This is a genomic window from Pseudomonas poae, from assembly GCF_001439785.1.
In the GTDB taxonomy this organism is placed as follows: domain Bacteria; phylum Pseudomonadota; class Gammaproteobacteria; order Pseudomonadales; family Pseudomonadaceae; genus Aquipseudomonas; species Aquipseudomonas poae.
Map to the genome: position 1 here is coordinate 420,884 of NZ_JYLI01000002.1, position 16,406 is coordinate 437,289.

The 16,406-nt window shown below is 60.1% G+C and carries 17 protein-coding genes and 1 pseudogene; 8 read left to right on the top strand and 10 right to left on the bottom strand.

Annotated elements, in window-relative coordinates; genetic code table 11:
* Positions 1 to 9: 9 nt before the first annotated feature.
* A complete protein-coding gene (gene estP, locus TU75_RS03590) occupies positions 10 to 1,932 on the bottom strand; it encodes an esterase EstP (RefSeq protein ID WP_060548218.1) in 1,923 nt (640 codons plus the stop codon).
* A 418-nt stretch (positions 1,933 to 2,350) separates the two neighbouring features.
* On the opposite strand from estP, the gene TU75_RS03595 reads away from it, so the two are divergent.
* The 4 genes from TU75_RS03595 (at position 2,351) to TU75_RS03610 (ending at position 5,667) form a co-directional block, all read left to right on the top strand.
* A complete protein-coding gene (locus TU75_RS03595) occupies positions 2,351 to 2,944 on the top strand; it encodes an aminodeoxychorismate/anthranilate synthase component II (protein ID WP_003232567.1) in 594 nt (197 codons plus the stop codon).
* A 9-nt stretch (positions 2,945 to 2,953) separates the two neighbouring features.
* Positions 2,954 to 4,003: an anthranilate phosphoribosyltransferase gene (gene trpD, locus TU75_RS03600; protein WP_015373084.1), complete on the top strand. Its 1,050-nt coding sequence runs from the start codon at positions 2,954 to 2,956 to the stop codon at positions 4,001 to 4,003.
* The gene (gene trpC / locus TU75_RS03605) at positions 4,000 to 4,836 is read left to right on the top strand and encodes an indole-3-glycerol phosphate synthase TrpC (RefSeq protein ID WP_015373083.1); all 837 of its coding nucleotides are present in this window, start codon (positions 4,000 to 4,002) and stop codon (positions 4,834 to 4,836) included. The genes trpD and trpC overlap by 4 nt, the downstream gene beginning before the upstream one ends.
* Before the next feature lie 135 nt (positions 4,837 to 4,971).
* The gene (locus TU75_RS03610) at positions 4,972 to 5,667 is read left to right on the top strand and encodes a lipoate--protein ligase family protein (protein WP_060548219.1); all 696 of its coding nucleotides are present in this window, start codon (positions 4,972 to 4,974) and stop codon (positions 5,665 to 5,667) included.
* Here the strand turns inward: TU75_RS03610 and crp are convergent.
* A complete protein-coding gene (gene crp, locus TU75_RS03615; RefSeq protein WP_003232557.1) occupies positions 5,664 to 6,308 on the bottom strand; it encodes a cAMP-activated global transcriptional regulator CRP in 645 nt (214 codons plus the stop codon). The genes TU75_RS03610 and crp overlap by 4 nt on opposite strands.
* A gap of 216 nt (positions 6,309 to 6,524) precedes the next feature.
* On the opposite strand from crp, the gene TU75_RS03620 reads away from it, so the two are divergent.
* On the top strand, positions 6,525 to 6,947 hold the full coding sequence (locus TU75_RS03620) for an OsmC family protein (RefSeq protein WP_003210947.1): 423 nt from the start codon (positions 6,525 to 6,527) through the stop codon (positions 6,945 to 6,947).
* Positions 6,948 to 6,975: 28 nt separating this feature from the next.
* On the opposite strand, the gene coq7 is transcribed toward TU75_RS03620, so the two are convergent.
* The 6 genes and pseudogenes from coq7 to hemJ form a co-directional block, all read right to left on the bottom strand.
* Complete coding sequence (gene coq7, locus TU75_RS03625; protein WP_015373082.1) at positions 6,976 to 7,623, bottom strand: 2-polyprenyl-3-methyl-6-methoxy-1,4-benzoquinone monooxygenase; 648 nt, start codon at positions 7,621 to 7,623, stop codon at positions 6,976 to 6,978.
* A gap of 119 nt (positions 7,624 to 7,742) precedes the next feature.
* Positions 7,743 to 8,081 (bottom strand): histidine triad nucleotide-binding protein, encoded by a 339-nt coding sequence (locus TU75_RS03630; RefSeq protein WP_003232552.1) that lies wholly within the window; start codon positions 8,079 to 8,081, stop codon positions 7,743 to 7,745.
* A 46-nt stretch (positions 8,082 to 8,127) separates the two neighbouring features.
* On the bottom strand, positions 8,128 to 8,916 hold the full coding sequence (locus tag TU75_RS03635) for an SDR family NAD(P)-dependent oxidoreductase (RefSeq protein WP_003232550.1): 789 nt from the start codon (positions 8,914 to 8,916) through the stop codon (positions 8,128 to 8,130).
* Between the two features lie 63 nt (positions 8,917 to 8,979).
* Positions 8,980 to 9,936, bottom strand: coding sequence for a DUF805 domain-containing protein (locus TU75_RS03640; protein WP_060548220.1), 957 nt, complete (start codon positions 9,934 to 9,936; stop codon positions 8,980 to 8,982).
* Positions 9,937 to 10,013: 77 nt separating this feature from the next.
* Positions 10,014 to 10,118: pseudogene (locus tag TU75_RS27970) on the bottom strand (nitronate monooxygenase); the annotation flags it as partial.
* A 9-nt stretch (positions 10,119 to 10,127) separates the two neighbouring features.
* Entirely contained in the window at positions 10,128 to 10,556 is a 429-nt protein-coding gene (gene hemJ / locus TU75_RS03645; RefSeq protein WP_003232547.1) for a protoporphyrinogen oxidase HemJ, read from the bottom strand.
* Positions 10,557 to 10,690: 134 nt separating this feature from the next.
* Between hemJ and argC the strand changes: the two genes are divergently transcribed.
* Together argC and erpA are read left to right on the top strand one after the other, a co-directional pair.
* Positions 10,691 to 11,725, top strand: a complete 1,035-nt coding sequence (argC, locus tag TU75_RS03650; protein WP_003232545.1) for an N-acetyl-gamma-glutamyl-phosphate reductase — start codon at positions 10,691 to 10,693, stop codon at positions 11,723 to 11,725.
* 165 nt (positions 11,726 to 11,890) lie between these two features.
* Complete coding sequence (gene erpA / locus TU75_RS03655) at positions 11,891 to 12,241, top strand: iron-sulfur cluster insertion protein ErpA (RefSeq protein WP_003176443.1); 351 nt, start codon at positions 11,891 to 11,893, stop codon at positions 12,239 to 12,241.
* Positions 12,242 to 12,329: 88 nt separating this feature from the next.
* Here erpA and TU75_RS03660 read toward each other — a convergent pair whose 3' ends face one another.
* A complete protein-coding gene (locus TU75_RS03660) occupies positions 12,330 to 13,421 on the bottom strand; it encodes an anhydro-N-acetylmuramic acid kinase (RefSeq protein ID WP_015373078.1) in 1,092 nt (363 codons plus the stop codon).
* A gap of 3 nt (positions 13,422 to 13,424) precedes the next feature.
* On the bottom strand, positions 13,425 to 14,834 hold the full coding sequence (locus TU75_RS03665; RefSeq protein WP_003232540.1) for a peptidoglycan DD-metalloendopeptidase family protein: 1,410 nt from the start codon (positions 14,832 to 14,834) through the stop codon (positions 13,425 to 13,427).
* Between the two features lie 210 nt (positions 14,835 to 15,044).
* Between TU75_RS03665 and tyrS the strand changes: the two genes are divergently transcribed.
* Positions 15,045 to 16,244, top strand: a complete 1,200-nt coding sequence (gene tyrS / locus TU75_RS03670; protein ID WP_060548221.1) for a tyrosine--tRNA ligase — start codon at positions 15,045 to 15,047, stop codon at positions 16,242 to 16,244.
* The last annotated feature ends 162 nt before the right edge of the window (positions 16,245 to 16,406 follow it).

The following is a 16,406-nucleotide window of genomic DNA, read 5'->3' on the forward strand; positions in this document are numbered from 1 at the left end:
AAGACTGCATCAGAAATCCAGACTCACGCCAACGTTGACCCCCTGCTGGGTCAGGTTGTCATCCTTCCTCACGTTATACGCCGCCCGCAACGCCAGTTCCGGTGTGAGCTTGTGGCTGACGCCCAGGCTCAGGCGATCCGAGTTGCTGCGTGGCGTATAGCCGTCGAGCTTGAAGTCGATGCCCGGCACGCTGTTGAGCGACATGTTCACCTTCTGCGTGTCATTTTCGAACTCATGCTCGTGAGCCACTTCGCCGTACACCTGGGTTTGTGGCGTTACCCGGTAGCTGCCTTGCAGGCCCGCGCCCAGGCGTTTGGAGTCGCGTTGCTGGTCATCAAAGGTCAGTGCGGTGGAGCGGTTGTCTTTCTCCGAGTAGCCGTTGACTTCGACCCGCGCGTAGTCGGCGCTGATGAACGGCGACAGGTGCCAGTCGCTGCCTGGCGCGGCAATGTCGTAGCCCACGCGGCCGCTCAAGGCCCACAGCCAACCGTCGGTGTCGCCTTTTTCGGAGCCTTCGCTGACGCCCAGGGCGAACTTGCGCTTGAGGTTGTCGAAGTCCAGCTTGCCGCCAGTCAAGGCGGCGTCGGCCCACCAGTGATTTTGCTGATATTGGGCGAAGGCGGTACCCATGTAACTGTTGAGCTTGTAGTCCGAATCGTTGGCGCCGACTTCCAGGGTCTGGCGGTACAGACCGGCTGCCACACCAACACGCCAGTCCTCGTTGAGCCGGTAGCTGCCGCCGACGTTCAGGTTGTAGCCGGTGCCGTCGCCGCTTGCGGCGCTGTCCTGATGATTGAAGTCCACATGCTGGCCACCGGCCGCGACGATCGCGCGCCATTGGCCTACCGCCTGCCAGTTGCCGTTATCGGCTTGCCACTGGTTGCGCAGTTCATCCTGGTGGGCGCGCAAGGTGCCTTGGGCCATTTCGGGCAGCAGGGTCAGCTCCCAGGGCGCCGACAGCAATGAGTAGGCGTAGTCGGCAATCAGGCGTTGCCCGGCGATGGTGGGGTGCACGGCGTCGTTGTAGATCAGCTTGGTCGGGTCCGGGGTGGTGCCGCCAATGCCGTAGGTCGGGTTGGCGGTGCAGCCGTTGCCGCTGAAGCAGGTGCCGGTGAGGTTCTGCCCGGTGGCCAGGCCGAAGCGGCCGGGGTTGGCGAAGGTTTCATTGAGCAGCAGCGGAATGTTCAGCGGGATGATCTGGGCGTCGATCTGCGACAGCCGTTGCACCAGCGACTGGTTGAACAGGCTGCTGAGGGCCGAGCTCGGCGCCTGCAGCAGTGTGCCGTTGATGGCCGGCGTGAGCCCCAGGTCGGGCAGCATCCACACCATGATGTAGCGGGCGCCGGCCTGCTGCAGGGCCTGGGCGCTGTCGGCCAGGCGACTGCCAGCGGCGACGGCCTGGCCCGCGCTGAGGACGCGGCCTTGAATGAAGTCGTTACCGCCGCCGGAGAGAAAATACAGCGCGTTTGGATCCGCCCGCCCGCCGTTGGCCGGCAGGTAGCCCTGGCGGCTGCGCAGCACCGTGCCACCGCCGGGGTTGTTGGGCGGGATCGTCGCGTTGGAGACCGAGTTGATCGAGTCCAGGATGTTGTCGGTACGGTAGCCGCCAACCGCCCAGTTGTTGCCGTCGGGCAGGCCTTGGGCGGCGCGCACTGGTGAGGTGGAGGCGTTCAGGTCGTTGGGCGCAACGCCCAGCCGGCTGCCGAGCAAGGTCGATGAGACCAAACCGAAGTCACCCTGGAAGTTCGGCCCGGTGCGGTTGGTAAAGCGCAGCGTCGACCCGGCATTACCGTCCGGGAACTGGCCGGCGTCGGCCAGGCTGTCGCCGAACACCACCATGGTTGAATAGGGCGAGGAGGCTGCAAACGCCTGGGCGCAGGCCAGGGACAACAGGCAGCCGGCGAGCGGAGCGAGAAGGGCGGGTCTTTGCATGACAAATTCCATTTGGTTTTGTTGTATCGGAAGCGAAACATTAACCAGACATTGAGAATGTTCTTCAAGTGAAAACAGCTTTTTCCTATAAACCAATGCAGGCCTGCTCGGGTATTTGCGCGGCGATATTGCACCGCTCGCGAGGCTAGGCTACTGTGCCCCAACGTATGAACGAGACCCTCCCCGTGTTGATCATCAGCAAACTCTTGATGCGCGTCATCAAGGCTCACGCCCGTTGGCGTTGGCGCGCCTGACTGTTCCCTGCCGGCCTCGCCGGACCTGTACCGATTTGCCTTCTTCACCCTTTGTTTGACGCCCCGTGTCGGCTCGGCCGGCAACTGGAACGTGCGTTCGGCAGCGGGTCACGCCCTGGAAGGCGGACATTCGAAATCAGTGAATTCAAGAGGTTTGAACCCACATGTTGCTGATGATTGATAACTACGATTCCTTTACCTACAACGTTGTGCAGTACCTGGGCGAACTCGGTGCCGAGGTCAAGGTGGTGCGCAACGACGAACTGAGCGTGGCGCAGATCGCGGCGCTGAACCCCGAGCGCATCGTGGTTTCTCCTGGTCCCTGCACCCCGACCGAGGCGGGCATCTCCCTCGAAGCCATTCAGTATTTCGCCGGCAAGCTGCCGATCCTGGGCGTGTGCCTGGGCCATCAGTCCATCGGCCAGGCCTTTGGTGGTGATGTGGTGCGCGCGCGCCAGGTGATGCACGGCAAGACCAGCCCGGTGTTCCACAGGGACCTTGGCGTCTTTCAGGCATTGAACAATCCCGTAACAGTGACCCGTTACCATTCCCTGGTGGTCAAGCGTGAAACCCTGCCCGAGTGCCTGGAACCGACCGCCTGGACCCAGCTGGAAGACGGCTCGGTCGACGAAATCATGGGCCTGCGCCACAAGACGCTGAATATCGAAGGGGTGCAATTTCACCCTGAGTCGATCCTGACCGAGCAGGGTTACGAGCTGTTCGCCAACTTTCTCAAGCAGAGCGGCGGCACGCGCTAAGGACTTTTCATGGATATCAAGACTGCCCTGGGCCGTATCGTTGGCCACCTGGACCTGAGCACCGCGGAAATGAGCGATGTGATGCGCGAGATCATGACCGGTCAATGCACCGACGCACAGATCGGCGCGTTCATGATGGCCATGCGCATGAAGAGCGAGAGCATCGACGAGATCGTCGGCGCTGTGTCGGTAATGCGCGAGCTGGCGGACAAGGTTGAGCTCAAAACCCTCGACGGCGTGGTTGACGTGGTCGGTACCGGCGGCGATGGCGCGAATATCTTCAACGTGTCCACGGCGTCTTCGTTTGTGGTTGCGGCGGCGGGCTGCACGGTGGCCAAACACGGTAACCGTGCGGTGTCCGGCAAGAGCGGCAGTGCCGATCTGCTGGAAGCGGCAGGCATCTACCTGAACCTGACGCCGGTGCAAGTGGCGCGCTGCATCGACAGCGTCGGCATTGGCTTCATGTTTGCCCAGTCCCATCACGGCGCGATGAAGCACGCCGCCGGCCCGCGCAAGGACCTTGGCCTGCGCACCCTGTTCAACATGCTTGGCCCGCTTACGAATCCGGCCGGTGTGAAGCATCAGGTGGTGGGCGTGTTCAGCGAAGCCCTGTGCCGGCCGCTGGCCGAAGTGTTGCAACGCATGGGCAGCAAGCATGTGCTGGTGGTGCATTCCAAGGATGGCCTGGACGAATTCAGCCTGGCGGCGCCGACGTTTGTGGCGGAGCTTAAAAACGACCAGATCACCGAGTATTGGGTCGAACCTGAAGATCTCGGCATGAAGAGCCAGAGCCTGCACGGCCTGGCAGTGGAAAGCCCCGCCGCTTCCCTGGAGTTGATCCGCGATGCCCTGGGGCGTCGCAAGACCGAGAACGGTCAAAAAGCAGCTGAGATGATTGTTCTGAATGCGGGCGCGGCACTTTACGCCGCCGACCATGCCTATAGTCTTAAAGAGGGTGTCGCCTTGGCTCACGATGCACTTCACACCGGTCTGGCTCGCGAAAAACTCGAGGAGCTGGGAGCATTCACTGCGGTATTCAAGATGGAGAATGAAGGATGAGTGTGCCAACCGTTCTACAAAAGATTTTGGCCCGCAAGGCAGAAGAAGTCGCCGAGCGCCGCGCGCGCGTGAGCCTGGCCGAGCTGGAAGCGCAGGCGAAAGTTGCCGATGCCCCGCGCGGTTTTGCCAATGCCTTGATCGCCCAGGCCAAGCTCAAGCAGCCTGCGGTGATCGCCGAGGTAAAAAAGGCCTCGCCGAGCAAAGGCGTAATTCGTGAACACTTCGTTCCCTCCGAAATTGCCGCCAGTTACGAGAAGGGCGGGGCGACCTGCCTCTCGGTGCTGACCGACATCGACTACTTCCAGGGCTCCGACCTGTTTCTGCAGCAGGCGCGGGCGGCGTGCAAGCTGCCGGTGATCCGCAAGGATTTCATGGTTGACCCGTATCAGATCATCGAAGCCCGTGCCCTGGGCGCCGACTGCGTACTGCTGATCGTCTCCGCGCTGGATGACGTGAAGCTGGCCGAGTTGGCGGCGGTGGCCAAGAGCGTCGGTCTCGACGTGTTGGTTGAAGTGCACGATGGCGATGAGCTGGAGCGCGCATTGAACACCGTCGACACGCGGTTGGTTGGGGTAAACAACCGCAACCTGCACACCTTCGAAGTCAGCCTGGAAACCACCCTCGACCTGCTGCCACGCATTCCGCGTGACCGCCTGGTGATCACCGAGAGTGGCATCGCCAACCGTGCCGATGTGGAGCTGATGGAAATCAATGGGGTGTATTCATTCCTGGTAGGCGAGACGTTCATGCGCGCCGAGCACCCTGGGGCGGAGCTGCAACGGCTGTTCTTCCCGGAGCGTGGCGTGCCGGTCGGCGGATCGACACTGGACTGATTGAAACACGGTCAACCGGTGGGGGGCTTGCTCCCGATGGCAGTCGTTCAGTTGATGGGTATTTCGACTGAGCCTCCGCTATCGGAAGCAAGCCCCCTCTCACATTGGGCTTGAGGGGATTCAGGGAGGCAGCGGATGATTCAACCGATGGCAATGACTGTTGAAGCTGGCCTTGCCGCCGAGCAGGATTTGCTGGCCGCCGTTTGCGCAGGCGAGCAGGCATTCGGGTTGCTGTTCTGGCGGCCCACTGACCAGGCCCTGGTGATGCCGCGTCGCTTGAGCCGGTTGCCGGCGTTCGAGGCGGCAAGCCAGGTATCCGCGCAGGCGGGTTGGCCGGTGCTGCTGCGCGAAACCGGCGGTGAGCCGGTGCCGCAGTCGGGCGCCACGGTGAATATCGCGCTGGTCTATGCGCCACCCCGCAGCGAAGGTGACCAGGGGCGGATCGAAACCGGTTATCAGCGTTTGTGCCAGCCGATCTGTGACTTGCTGATTGAGCTGGGCGGCGATGCCAGTGTGGGTGAAGTCGAGGGCGCCTTCTGCGACGGGCGTTACAACGTCAATCTCAACGGCCGCAAGATGGTAGGCACCGCCCAGCGCTGGCGGCAAAGCGGCGGTCGCCCGGTGGGACTGGTGCACGGCGCGTTATTACTGGATGACGATCGCGAGGCATTGATTGCGGCGGTCAATCGGTTCAATCAAGCCTGTGGCCTGGAGCAGCGGGTGCGCGCCGACAGCCATATCGCTTTGCATGAGGCTTATGCCGCGCCGGATGCCATCCCCAGGCTCGACACGTTGTACCGTCAGATGCTCGCCGGTCTCATGCCCGCTTAACGCGTGCCGAACACCACCATTGTCTTGCCCTTGACGTGCACGAGGTTGCGCTCTTCCAGGTCTTTGAGCACGCGGCCGACCATTTCCCGTGAGCAGCCGACAATGCGTCCTATCTCTTGCCGCGTGACTTTGATCTGCATGCCATCCGGGTGGGTCATGGCATCGGGTTGTTTGCACAATTCCAACAGGCAACGGGCCACGCGGCCGGTGACATCGAAAAACGCCAGATCGCCGACCTTGCGCGTGGTGTCGCGCAGACGCTGGGCGATCTGAGCACTCAGGGCATACAGAATGTCGGGGTCCTGCTGGGACAGTTCGCGAAACTTGGTATAGCTGATCTCGGCCACTTCGCATTCGACCTTGGCGCGTACCCAGGCGCTGCGTTCCTGTTCTTTGCCGGCTTGTTCGAACAGGCCCAGCTCGCCGAAGAAATCGCCGGTGTTGAGGTAGGCAATGATCATTTCGCGGCCGTCATCGTCCTCGATCAGAATGGTGACCGAGCCCTTGATGATGAAAAACAGTGTTTCGGAGCGTTCGCCGGCGCAGATGATGTTGTGCTTGGCCGGGTAGCGTCGGCGCTGGCAATGCATCAACAGCTTGTCGAGATTCTTGATCTTGGGTGTGGGAGTAAGGGCAACCATGGTTGTTTCCCGAAAGGAGACGCGAAGGAATTGGAATTATGGTCTCCGAAGGGTGGCAATACGCCATCGAATTGGCGCCAGCTTAACAGACACATTCTGACTCGATTAGACAATTTATCGGGTAAACGCTTTTATTGATCGTGGTGGTGCCAAACACTGTGGCTGCCGGGCCCTGTGCTAAGCTGGCGACCCTTTTTTAGCAGTGGAGTCTGGGCGATGAAGGCACGCATCCAATGGGCGGGCGAAGCCATGTTCCTCGGTGAATCGGGCAGCGGCCATGTGGTCGTGATGGACGGTCCGCCGGAAGCGGGTGGCCGCAACCTCGGCGTGCGGCCGATGGAAATGCTCCTGCTGGGCGTGGGTGGCTGCAGCAATTTCGACGTGGTCAGTATCCTGAAAAAGTCCCGTCAGGCCGTGGAGAGCTGCGAAGCGTTTCTGGAGGCCGAGCGCGCCACCGAAGATCCCAAGGTGTTTACCCGGATTCACATGCATTTTGTGGTGAAGGGGCGGGCGCTGAAGGAGGCCCAGGTCAAGCGGGCTATCGAGCTGTCGGCAGAGAAGTATTGCTCGGCGTCGATCATGCTGGGTGCGGCCGGTGTGGCCATCACCCATGATTACGAGATTATCGAACTGGGTTGAGCGACAGGAGCGAGCATGCTCGCTCCTGTTAGATGCGGTAGGTGCTTTTGGTCATCACCTTGGCCAGCAGGCCCATGCCGAACCGCACCGGCGCCGGGAAGCGGAAGCCGCCGGCGTCCAGCGCGCTGTCTGCGTGGTGGGCTTCATCAATGCGCATCTGTTCGAGGATTGCCCGGGACTTTTCGTCTTCGGCCGGCAATTGTTCGAGGTGTTCATCCAGATGTTTGCATACCTGATGTTCGGTGGCGGCGACAAACCCCAGGCTCACCTTGTCGCTGATCAGGCCGGCGGCAGCGCCGATGCCAAACGACAAACCATAGAACAGCGGATTGAGTACGCTGGGATGACTGCCCAGTTGGCGGATGCGTTGCTCACACCAGGCAAGATGGTCAACTTCTTCTTCGGCCGAGTGCTCCATCGCTGCGCGCACCTGCGGCAGCTTGGCGGTCAGGGCCTGACCCTGATACAGCGCCTGGGCACAGACTTCGCCGGTATGGTTGATGCGCATCAGGCCGGCGACATGGCGCGTCTCGGTGGTGCTCATTTGGGCATCGGGTTGCACGATGGCCGGCGAGGGCCGGTGAGGCTGGCCGCTGAAGGGCAGCAGCGTGCGCATGGCGGTGTCGGCTTGCAGCAGCAGGCGGTCAATCGGCGAGTAGTGACGTTGGGTAGTCATGCAGACCTCCGGGAAAAATCTCAGCGGCCAGTCTACCGCAAGAGAGGGCGAAGCGTTTGCGCGCAGTCAGGGGGCACGAGGTCACGGCCAGCGGCCACGACCTTACGCAATAGGCTGTTTCAGCCCGGTGGCCAGTTCATCTGGCGCTGACCCAGTACATGCATATGGATGTGATAAACGGTCTGGCCGCCCATCTCGTTGCAGTTCATCACCACCCGAAACCCTGCTTCACAGCCCAGTTCCAGCGCCAGGCGCTGAGCCGTGAACAGGATGTGGCCAGCCAGCGCCTTATCGTCCTCGGTCAGGTCGTTCAGTGTGCGGACGGGTTTTTTTGGAATCACCAGAAAATGTACCGGTGCCTGCGGTGCAATATCGTGGAAGGCCAGAACCTGTTCATCTTCGTAGATGATGTTGGCAGGTATTTCTCTGTTGATGATCTTGGTGAACAGAGTATCCACAGCGGTTTCTCCCTTTATTGGTATGCGAGTGAGTGTACCCAGGCGGTCAGCGCGGGCAATAGGCCTTGTTAATGGCGCCGGCGATCTTGCGTGTCAGCCAGCGCGGGCTGAGACGGGAGCTGAATGTCAGCCAGCGATTGCGTCGACCGGGAATGATGATGGCTTTGTTCTTTTCCAGGGCACGCACGGCGTACAGCGCGACTTCTTCGGGACTCATCAGTTGCTGGCTGCGGTCGAGCCTGGCGGTGTCCATTTGTGCAGTGCCGAAGAATGCAGTGCGCGTGGGACCGGGGCACAGCACGGATACTCTGATGCCACAGGTTTTGAGCTCTTCGCGCAGGCCTTCGGAGAAATGCAGCACATAAGCCTTGCTGGCGTAATAGCTGCTCATCCACGGGCCGGGTTGGAACGCCGCAACGGAGGCCACATTCAGAATCTGCCCGCCGCCCTGCAGCGCCATGGCGTTGCCCAGTGAGTGACACAGGCGGGTGAGGGCGAGGATATTGACTTCAATCAGGTCCTGCTCGGTCATCCAGTCCTGGGCCAGGAACGGCCCGCTGGTGCCGATGCCGGCGCAGTTGACCAGCAGGTCGATCTGCCGCTCGCCTTCTTCCAACTCCAGCAAAAAGCCGGACAAGCGCAATGGTTCGCCCAGATCGCAGGCTCGAAACAGCACCTCCACGCCAAAGCGTTGAGTCAATTCGAGTGCAATGCTTTCCAACTGATCACGCTGGCGGGCCACCAGAATCAAGCTGCGGCCACGCCGAGCCAGGGCTTCGGCCAGGGCCAAGCCGATGCCGCTGGAGGCACCGGTGATCAGAGCGTAACGGGTCATGCCTTTCTCCATCGCAACGCCGCCTTGCCTGTGACAGAGGCGTCACAGGCGGCGGGCGTTTCTTTACTGTTCCGGAGAGTCTACAGGTTCGCCTGCGTCGTCAGCACTTTGCGCGTCTTCATCCTCCATGATGACGGTTTGGTCGCCGGCCTCATCGGTGATGATCGAACTGCTTTCATAGTTGCTGTCCATGTTGGCTTCGAGCTGGTCCAGGTAGCCGTTCATGCCCAATGTCACCACGATTGCCAGCATCACTGGGATGAACGCCAGCCACAGCGTCGCGAGCACTTTGACCGCAGTGGAGTTGCGCGGAGGCGGAGCGCCATATTGGTTGGCGCCTGCGTTACCTGGCAGTACCAGCATCAGCAGCGGGAATACGCTGTTGACCAGCGGCACCAGGTTCAACAGGTACAGCCAGCCGGACCAGCCCAGGTCGTGCAGACGCTGCACGCCGATCTGCACGCTGACCACGATCAGTGCGATAAACAGGGCGAAACCCAGCACGCCGCCGAGAATGATGGCCGCTGTCGGCGAGGCGGTCGCCACCGCGAAACTGGCGGTACTGATGATGCCACCCGCCACCAGCATGGCGATGGTCAGCACCAGCGTCCAGGCCAGGTAGCGCAGGCGCCCGATGCGCCCATTGATGGTGAACACCTTCAAGTCGGCGAATTCCGGCAGGTCATCACCGACGGCGGCGCGTGGTGGCGCATAGGGAGAAGCGGCAGGGCGGGAGAAGTCGGTAGAGCCGGTTTCGTGAGCTTCAGCCAGGCTGAAAGCAACAGGTTGCTCGGCCTCGATACGGGCATCGACCCCGGCATCCTTCAGCGCGGTGAGGTAGGTCTCGGCATCGGCCCGCGACAGATCGCGCTTGAGCGCGACCGGGCGGCCGGTGAAGAGCTTCTCGATCGCGGCCACATCGCTCTTGAACAGTTCGGCCAGATTCAATTTGGCGGTGGTGCTTTCGACACCCGGGAGCAGGGCTCCGTCAAACACAATCTTGAAACGGTTGTCGCTCATGCGGGCATCCTTGTCAGTCGTAAGGGAAGGTGAGCCGGCCTGCTTTATCGGCGGGCCCGGCGAGTGTATCAGCGTGATCAGCGCAACTGTGCAGTCTGCTCGCGCGCCGTGCGGTATTCGGCATCCAGGCGCGCAACGAGTTCTACGCCGGGCAGGTCGTTGGTCTCGCCGACACCCTGGCCTCATTGCATTTAGAACGGTTTGACCACCACCAGAATGACGATAGCCAGCAACATCAGAACAGGCACTTCATTGAACCAGCGATAAAACACGTGGCTGCGGGTGTTCTCGCCACGGGCGAAACGTTTTACCTGAGCGCCGCACATATGGTGATAGCCGATGAGCAATACCACCAGCGTCAGCTTGGCGTGGATCCAGCCGCCGGATTGGAAGATGCCCGGGTTGAGGACGATCAGCCAGATGCCGAACACCAGTGAGGCGATCATCGCCGGCCCCATGATGCCGCGGTACAGCTTGCGCTCCATGACGCTGAAGCGTTCCTTGCTGACGGTGTCCTCGCTTTGAGCGTGGTAGACGAACAGGCGGGGCAGGTAGAACAGCCCGGCAAACCAGCAGACGATGCTGATGATGTGGAAGGCTTTGATCCATAGATAGAGCATTTCTAGTTATTCCCAGGTTCACGGTAGTGAGGATAGTAGTGGCTGATGCGCCCATACGTCACGTTGACGGTTGTCGCAGGGCGATACGACCCCTATTATCGACGGCTTTCCAGTGGTTCGTTGAGGGCAGGGTTATGGTCAAGGTCGGTATTGTCGGCGGCACGGGTTACACCGGTGTCGAATTGCTGCGTCTGTTGGCCCAGCATCCACAGGCTGAAGTGGTGGTCATCACCTCTCGATCCGAGGCCGGCCTGGCTGTTGCGGACATGTACCCGAACCTGCGCGGCCATTACGACGGTTTGGCGTTCAGCGTGCCCGACGTCAAGACGCTGGGCGCCTGTGATGTGGTGTTCTTTGCCACTCCTCACGGGGTAGCCCATGCGTTGGCCGGCGAACTGCTGGCTGCCGGCACCAAGGTCATCGACCTGTCTGCCGACTTCCGCCTGCAGGACGCCGATGAGTGGGCCAAGTGGTACGGCCAGCCGCACGGCGCGCCGCAGTTGCTTGAGGAGGCGGTGTATGGCCTGCCGGAAGTCAATCGTGAGCAAATCAGGCAAGCCCGCTTGATTGCGGTACCAGGTTGTTACCCGACCGCAACCCAGCTGGGCTTTCTGCCTTTGCTGGAAGCCGGGCTGGCGGACGCTTCACGTTTGATCGCAGACTGCAAGTCGGGAGTGAGCGGCGCAGGTCGTGGTGCGGCGGTAGGTTCGTTGTACGCCGAGACTGCCGAAAGCATGAAGGCTTATGCCGTTAAAGGGCATCGTCATTTGCCGGAGATTCGCCAGGGCCTTTGCCGGGCAGCGGGTAAGGACGTGGGCCTGACCTTCGTGCCGCACCTTGCGCCGATGATTCGCGGTATTCATTCCACGCTGTACGCAACAGTGGTCGATCGTTCGGTCGATCTGCAGACGCTGTTCGAAAAGCGCTATGCCAATGAGCCGTTTGTCGACGTGATGCCGGCCGGCAGTCATCCGGAAACCCGCAGTGTGCGCGGCGCCAATGTGTGCCGGATTGCGGTACATCGTCCGCAGGATGGTGACCTGGTGGTGGTACTGTCGGTGATCGATAATCTGGTCAAGGGCGCATCGGGCCAGGCGGTGCAGAATATGAACATTCTGTTTGACCTGGATGAGAAGCTGGGGCTTTCCCACGCGGGCATGTTGCCTTAAGGCATTTCCTGCAAAGGTGCAAAGGCCCGTTAATCGGGCCTTTTTTGTCTTTATAGGCGCATGGCCGATTTGCTATACCGTAACAATAGTTGACCGCTTTTCTAGGAGAAGCGGATAATACCGGCCATTACGCATATGACGGCGTTACGCCGGGAGATTATCAGCATGAGCGTTGAATCCTTCACCCCCACGGCTTTGCAATTCACCCACGGTGCTGCGCACAAGGTGAAGAGCCTGGTCGATGAAGAGGGTAATGATCGCTTGAAGCTGCGCGTATTTGTTACGGGCGGCGGTTGTTCAGGGTTTCAGTACGGTTTTACCTTTGATGAAGATGTGGCCGACGATGACACTATCGTTGAGCGCGAGGGCGTGAGCTTGGTCGTGGACCCGATGAGCTTCCAGTACCTGGCAGGTGCCGAGGTGGATTATCAGGAAGGTCTGGAGGGTTCGCGTTTCGTGATCAAGAACCCGAACGCGACGACGACCTGTGGTTGCGGGTCTTCGTTTTCGATCTGATCGATAAATGGGTTCGCACCGCCTATAAAACGCCGCTTGGATTTGATCGTTCAAGCGGCGTTTTTTTGTCTGCCGGTTTTGCGGTCAGTCAGGCGGGATAGATCGCGCCCAATACTCGCAACCCACGGGCGCCGGTGACGCTGGGGCGGTTGGCGGCGATGCCTTCCAGGCAGCAGTGGGCCAGCCAGGCGAACGCCATTGCCTCCACCCAGTCCGGGTCAACGCCATAAACGGCGGTGCTGCTGACCTGGGTGGCAGGAAGCAGTGCGGCCAGGCGCTTCATCAGCGTGGCGTTATGGGCGCCGCCGCCGCAGATCAAAAGGGTTTCGGTCTGATGTTGCGCGGCTTGCAGGGCGTGGACGATGGTCAGTGCGGTCAGCTCGAGCAGGGTGGCCTGTACATCCTGGGGTTCGAAGGCTGACAGTTTCGCAAGATGCTGTTGCAGCCATGGCAGGTTGAACACTTCGCGCCCCGTGCTTTTTGGGCCTTTGGTCATAAAGAACGGATCGCTGAGCAGCGCGCTGAGTAGCGCAGGCTCTACCTTGCCACTGGCCGCCCATTGGCCGTCACGGTCAAAGTGCTCGCCCTGTTGCAGGTGAATCCAGGCGTCCAGCAGGACATTGCCCGGGCCACAGTCGAAACCGGCTACAGGCCTGCCCGTCTCGATCAGGCTGAGGTTGCTGAAGCCTCCGACATTCAATACCGCACGGTTGCCGGTACGTTCGCCAAACAGCGCTTCGTGGAACGCGGGTACGAGGGGCGCACCTTGGCCGCCGGCCGCGACATCACGGCTGCGGAAGTCGCTTACCACAGTGATGCAGGTGAGTTCGGTGAGTAGCGCCGGGTTACCTATCTGTACGGTGAAGCCCCGTGCGGGCTCATGGCGAATGGTTTGGCCGTGGCTGCCAATCGCGCGAATATCCTGAGGTTTGAGGTTTTGCTGAGCCAGCAATGCGCTGATGCCCTTGGCGGCAAGTTCCACCCAGTGCTGTTGAGCGATGGCGGAGCGGGCGATTTCGTCCGGGCCGCTGGCGCACAGGCTGAGCAGCTCGGCGCGCAAGGTATCCGGCATGGGGGTGTAGTGGGTGGCGATCAGGTTGACCGCCGAGTCCTGTTCGATCAAGGCGATATCCAGGCCATCAAGGCTGGTCCCGGACATCACACCTATATATAGAGGCATCCCTTAACGCTTCGCCGAGGCCAGCAAGGTGGTGCGCTCCTGATCCATGCGCGCCATCAGCGGCTGGCTCTGTTGCATGAAGCGCGCGCGCTCGGCCTTGGCGATCGGGTCAGCCATTGGCAGCTTCTGGCCCAATGGATCCACGTGCACGCCGTTGACCTGGAACTCATAGTGCAAGTGCGGGCCGGTAGACAGGCCGGTAGTGCCGATGTAGCCGATTACCTGGCCCTGTTTGACCGATCCGCCGGTCTTGACGCCTTTGGCGAAGCCTTGCATGTGGCCGTACAGGGTGCGGTAGGTGTTGCCGTGCTGGATGATCACGGTGTTGCCGTATCCGCCACGGCGCCCTGCCAGCAATACCTTGCCGTCACCCGCCGCTTTAATGGGCGTGCCGCGAGGGGCCGCGTAATCGACACCTTTGTGCGCGCGAATTTTGTTCAGGATGGGATGTTTGCGGCCCATGGAGAAACGCGAGCTGATACGGGCGAAGTCGACCGGGGTGCGGATGAACGCCTTGCGCATGCTGTTGCCATCGGCGGTGTAGTAGCTGCTGTTGCCTTGTTTGTTGGTGTAGCGCACGGCGGTGTAGGTTTTGCCGCGGTTGGTAAAGCGTGCGGAAAGGATATTGCCGGTGCCGACCACTTTGCCATTGGCGACTTTTTGCTCGTAGATCACATCGAATTCGTCACCCTGGCGGATGTCCTGGGCGAAGTCGATGTCGTAGCCGAACACGCTGGCCATGTCCATGGTCATGCTGTGGGACAGGCCCGCGCGGGCAGCCGATTGCGATAAGGAACTGTTGATCACGCCGTGCACATAGGCGGAGCGCATCACGGGTTTGGTGGTTACGCGATTGAATGCAAAACCTTTGGCGCCTTTGCTCAGGCTGATGCTTTCCAAATCGCTGAGAGCGGTGTGCAGGTTGCTCAACTGGCCGTCTGGGGTCAGTTCGAACTCAAGCTTCTGACCGCGCTTGAGTTGGGTGAATTGCTTGGCTTGTTTGTCAGTGGCCAATACTTCGCCAACGGTGGCGGAAGGAAGGCCGACTTTTTCAAACAGAGTGGAAAGCGTGTCGCCTTTGGCTACGATCACTTCGCGGTGTTGCGGGTTCTTGGCGCTGTCAGCTGCGGGCTTTGCTTCGGCTTGCCGGGTATCTTCTGGTGTGTTTTCTATCTGGGCAAATGGTGATTCTGTCGCAGCGTTTGTGGCTTGTTGTGCGTCGGAAGCGTCTTGATCTTGTGTCAGTTGATCAGCGGGACTTTCCAGCTCAAGGCTCAGGGAGGTTCGTTTGGCTTCTACGTCGCTGGAAGGGAATACCAGGAGTGCCAGGCTAAGAAGGGCGGCGATACCACTTGCGGCGAGCAGGTGGGTCTTCGGGTAAAGCGGTGGCGCTTTAGACGGTTCAGTGGTCATAGGTAATTTTTGACTTTGAAGATGAAATGGAAAAGATGAATGACATGATGAAGATGAAATAACTGTATAAAATATAACCAAATCATCTGTGGCGCAAGCTCGCGAACGCTGGGCTTGCCCAGCGGTGTCCGTGCGCAGGGCAAAACTTGTAATTAGTCCCTGATCTTGTATGGTTGTTCCCCTTTTGAATCTGAGCCTTGCGGGTCTGTTATGAAGTCGGTTGAAGAGCAGCTAGCGCTGATAAAACGTGGTGCGGAAGAACTGTTGGTCGAGGCCGAGCTGGTCGAAAAGCTCAAGCGTGGCCAGCCTCTGCGTATCAAGGCCGGCTTTGATCCGACGGCGCCGGATCTGCATCTGGGGCATACCGTGCTTATTAATAAGCTGCGTCAGTTCCAGGAGTTGGGGCATCAGGTCATCTTCCTTATAGGTGACTTCACCGGGATGATCGGTGATCCGAGCGGGAAGAGCGCTACACGCCCGCCGTTGACCCGTGAGCAGGTTCTCGACAATGCCGAGACCTATAAAACTCAGGTCTTCAAGATTCTCGATCCGGCAAAGACCGAAGTGGCGTTCAACTCCACCTGGATGGACCAGATGGGGCCGGCGGATTTTATCCGCCTGACGTCTCAGTACACAGTGGCGCGCATGCTTGAACGTGATGACTTCGATAAACGCTATTCCACCAATCAGCCGATCGCTATTCATGAGTTCCTCTATCCGCTGGTTCAGGGGTATGACTCGGTAGCATTGCGTGCGGACGTTGAGTTGGGCGGTACTGATCAGAAGTTCAACCTGCTGATGGGCCGTGAGCTGCAGCGTGCGTATGGGCAAGAGGCCCAATGCATCCTGACCATGCCGTTGCTGGAAGGGTTGGACGGCGTCAAGAAGATGTCGAAGTCCCTGGGTAACTATGTGGGTATCCAGGAAGCGCCGGGCGTGATGTACGGCAAGCTGGTTTCGATTCCGGATGCGTTGATGTGGCGTTACTTCGAACTGTTGAGCTTCCGCTCGATGGATGAGATCAATGCGCTGCGCGCTGAAGTCGAGGCGGGCGCCAATCCGCGTGACGTGAAGATCAAGCTGGCTGAAGAAATTGTCGCGCGCTTCCATGGTGAAGAGGCTGCGGCGAATGCTCACCGTGCTGCCGGTAACCGTATGAAAGATGGCGAGCTGCCGGATGATTTGCCGGAGATCGAGCTGACCGCGGCAGAGGCGATGCCGATTGCGGCTGTCCTTAATAAGGCAGGCCTGGTGAAGAACTCGGCGGTTGCGCGTGACCTGTTGGGTTCTGGCGGTGTGCGTATAGATGGTGAGGTTGTGGATCGCGCCTTTATATACGAACTGGGCGCGACCCACGTTTGCCAAGCCGGCAAGAAGGCATTTGCGCGTATTACGCTCAAATCCGAATAAAACTGAAATTAGGTGTTGACGGCGTTTCATATCTCTCTATAATTCGCCCCACTTCCGGCGCAGTCGAAACGGAAAACTCCTTGGTAAACAAGTAGTTACGCGGAATTCGACAGCGGGTTGCTTCAGGTCATCGAAGCCCAGAAGGAGTTGATAGTGCGGTGT

Coding starts and splice junctions, on each gene's coding strand:
- estP (WP_060548218.1), bottom strand. CDS start 1,932: ATGCAAAGACCCGCCCTTCTCGCTCCGCTCGCCGGCTGCCTGTTGTCC.
- TU75_RS03595 (WP_003232567.1), top strand. CDS start 2,351: ATGTTGCTGATGATTGATAACTACGATTCCTTTACCTACAACGTTGTG.
- trpD (WP_015373084.1), top strand. CDS start 2,954: ATGGATATCAAGACTGCCCTGGGCCGTATCGTTGGCCACCTGGACCTG.
- trpC (WP_015373083.1), top strand. CDS start 4,000: ATGAGTGTGCCAACCGTTCTACAAAAGATTTTGGCCCGCAAGGCAGAA.
- TU75_RS03610 (WP_060548219.1), top strand. CDS start 4,972: ATGATTCAACCGATGGCAATGACTGTTGAAGCTGGCCTTGCCGCCGAG.
- crp (WP_003232557.1), bottom strand. CDS start 6,308: ATGGTTGCCCTTACTCCCACACCCAAGATCAAGAATCTCGACAAGCTG.
- TU75_RS03620 (WP_003210947.1), top strand. CDS start 6,525: ATGAAGGCACGCATCCAATGGGCGGGCGAAGCCATGTTCCTCGGTGAA.
- coq7 (WP_015373082.1), bottom strand. CDS start 7,623: ATGACTACCCAACGTCACTACTCGCCGATTGACCGCCTGCTGCTGCAA.
- TU75_RS03635 (WP_003232550.1), bottom strand. CDS start 8,916: ATGACCCGTTACGCTCTGATCACCGGTGCCTCCAGCGGCATCGGCTTG.
- TU75_RS03640 (WP_060548220.1), bottom strand. CDS start 9,936: ATGAGCGACAACCGTTTCAAGATTGTGTTTGACGGAGCCCTGCTCCCG.
- hemJ (WP_003232547.1), bottom strand. CDS start 10,556: ATGCTCTATCTATGGATCAAAGCCTTCCACATCATCAGCATCGTCTGC.
- argC (WP_003232545.1), top strand. CDS start 10,691: ATGGTCAAGGTCGGTATTGTCGGCGGCACGGGTTACACCGGTGTCGAA.
- erpA (WP_003176443.1), top strand. CDS start 11,891: ATGAGCGTTGAATCCTTCACCCCCACGGCTTTGCAATTCACCCACGGT.
- TU75_RS03660 (WP_015373078.1), bottom strand. CDS start 13,421: ATGCCTCTATATATAGGTGTGATGTCCGGGACCAGCCTTGATGGCCTG.
- TU75_RS03665 (WP_003232540.1), bottom strand. CDS start 14,834: ATGACCACTGAACCGTCTAAAGCGCCACCGCTTTACCCGAAGACCCAC.
- tyrS (WP_060548221.1), top strand. CDS start 15,045: ATGAAGTCGGTTGAAGAGCAGCTAGCGCTGATAAAACGTGGTGCGGAA.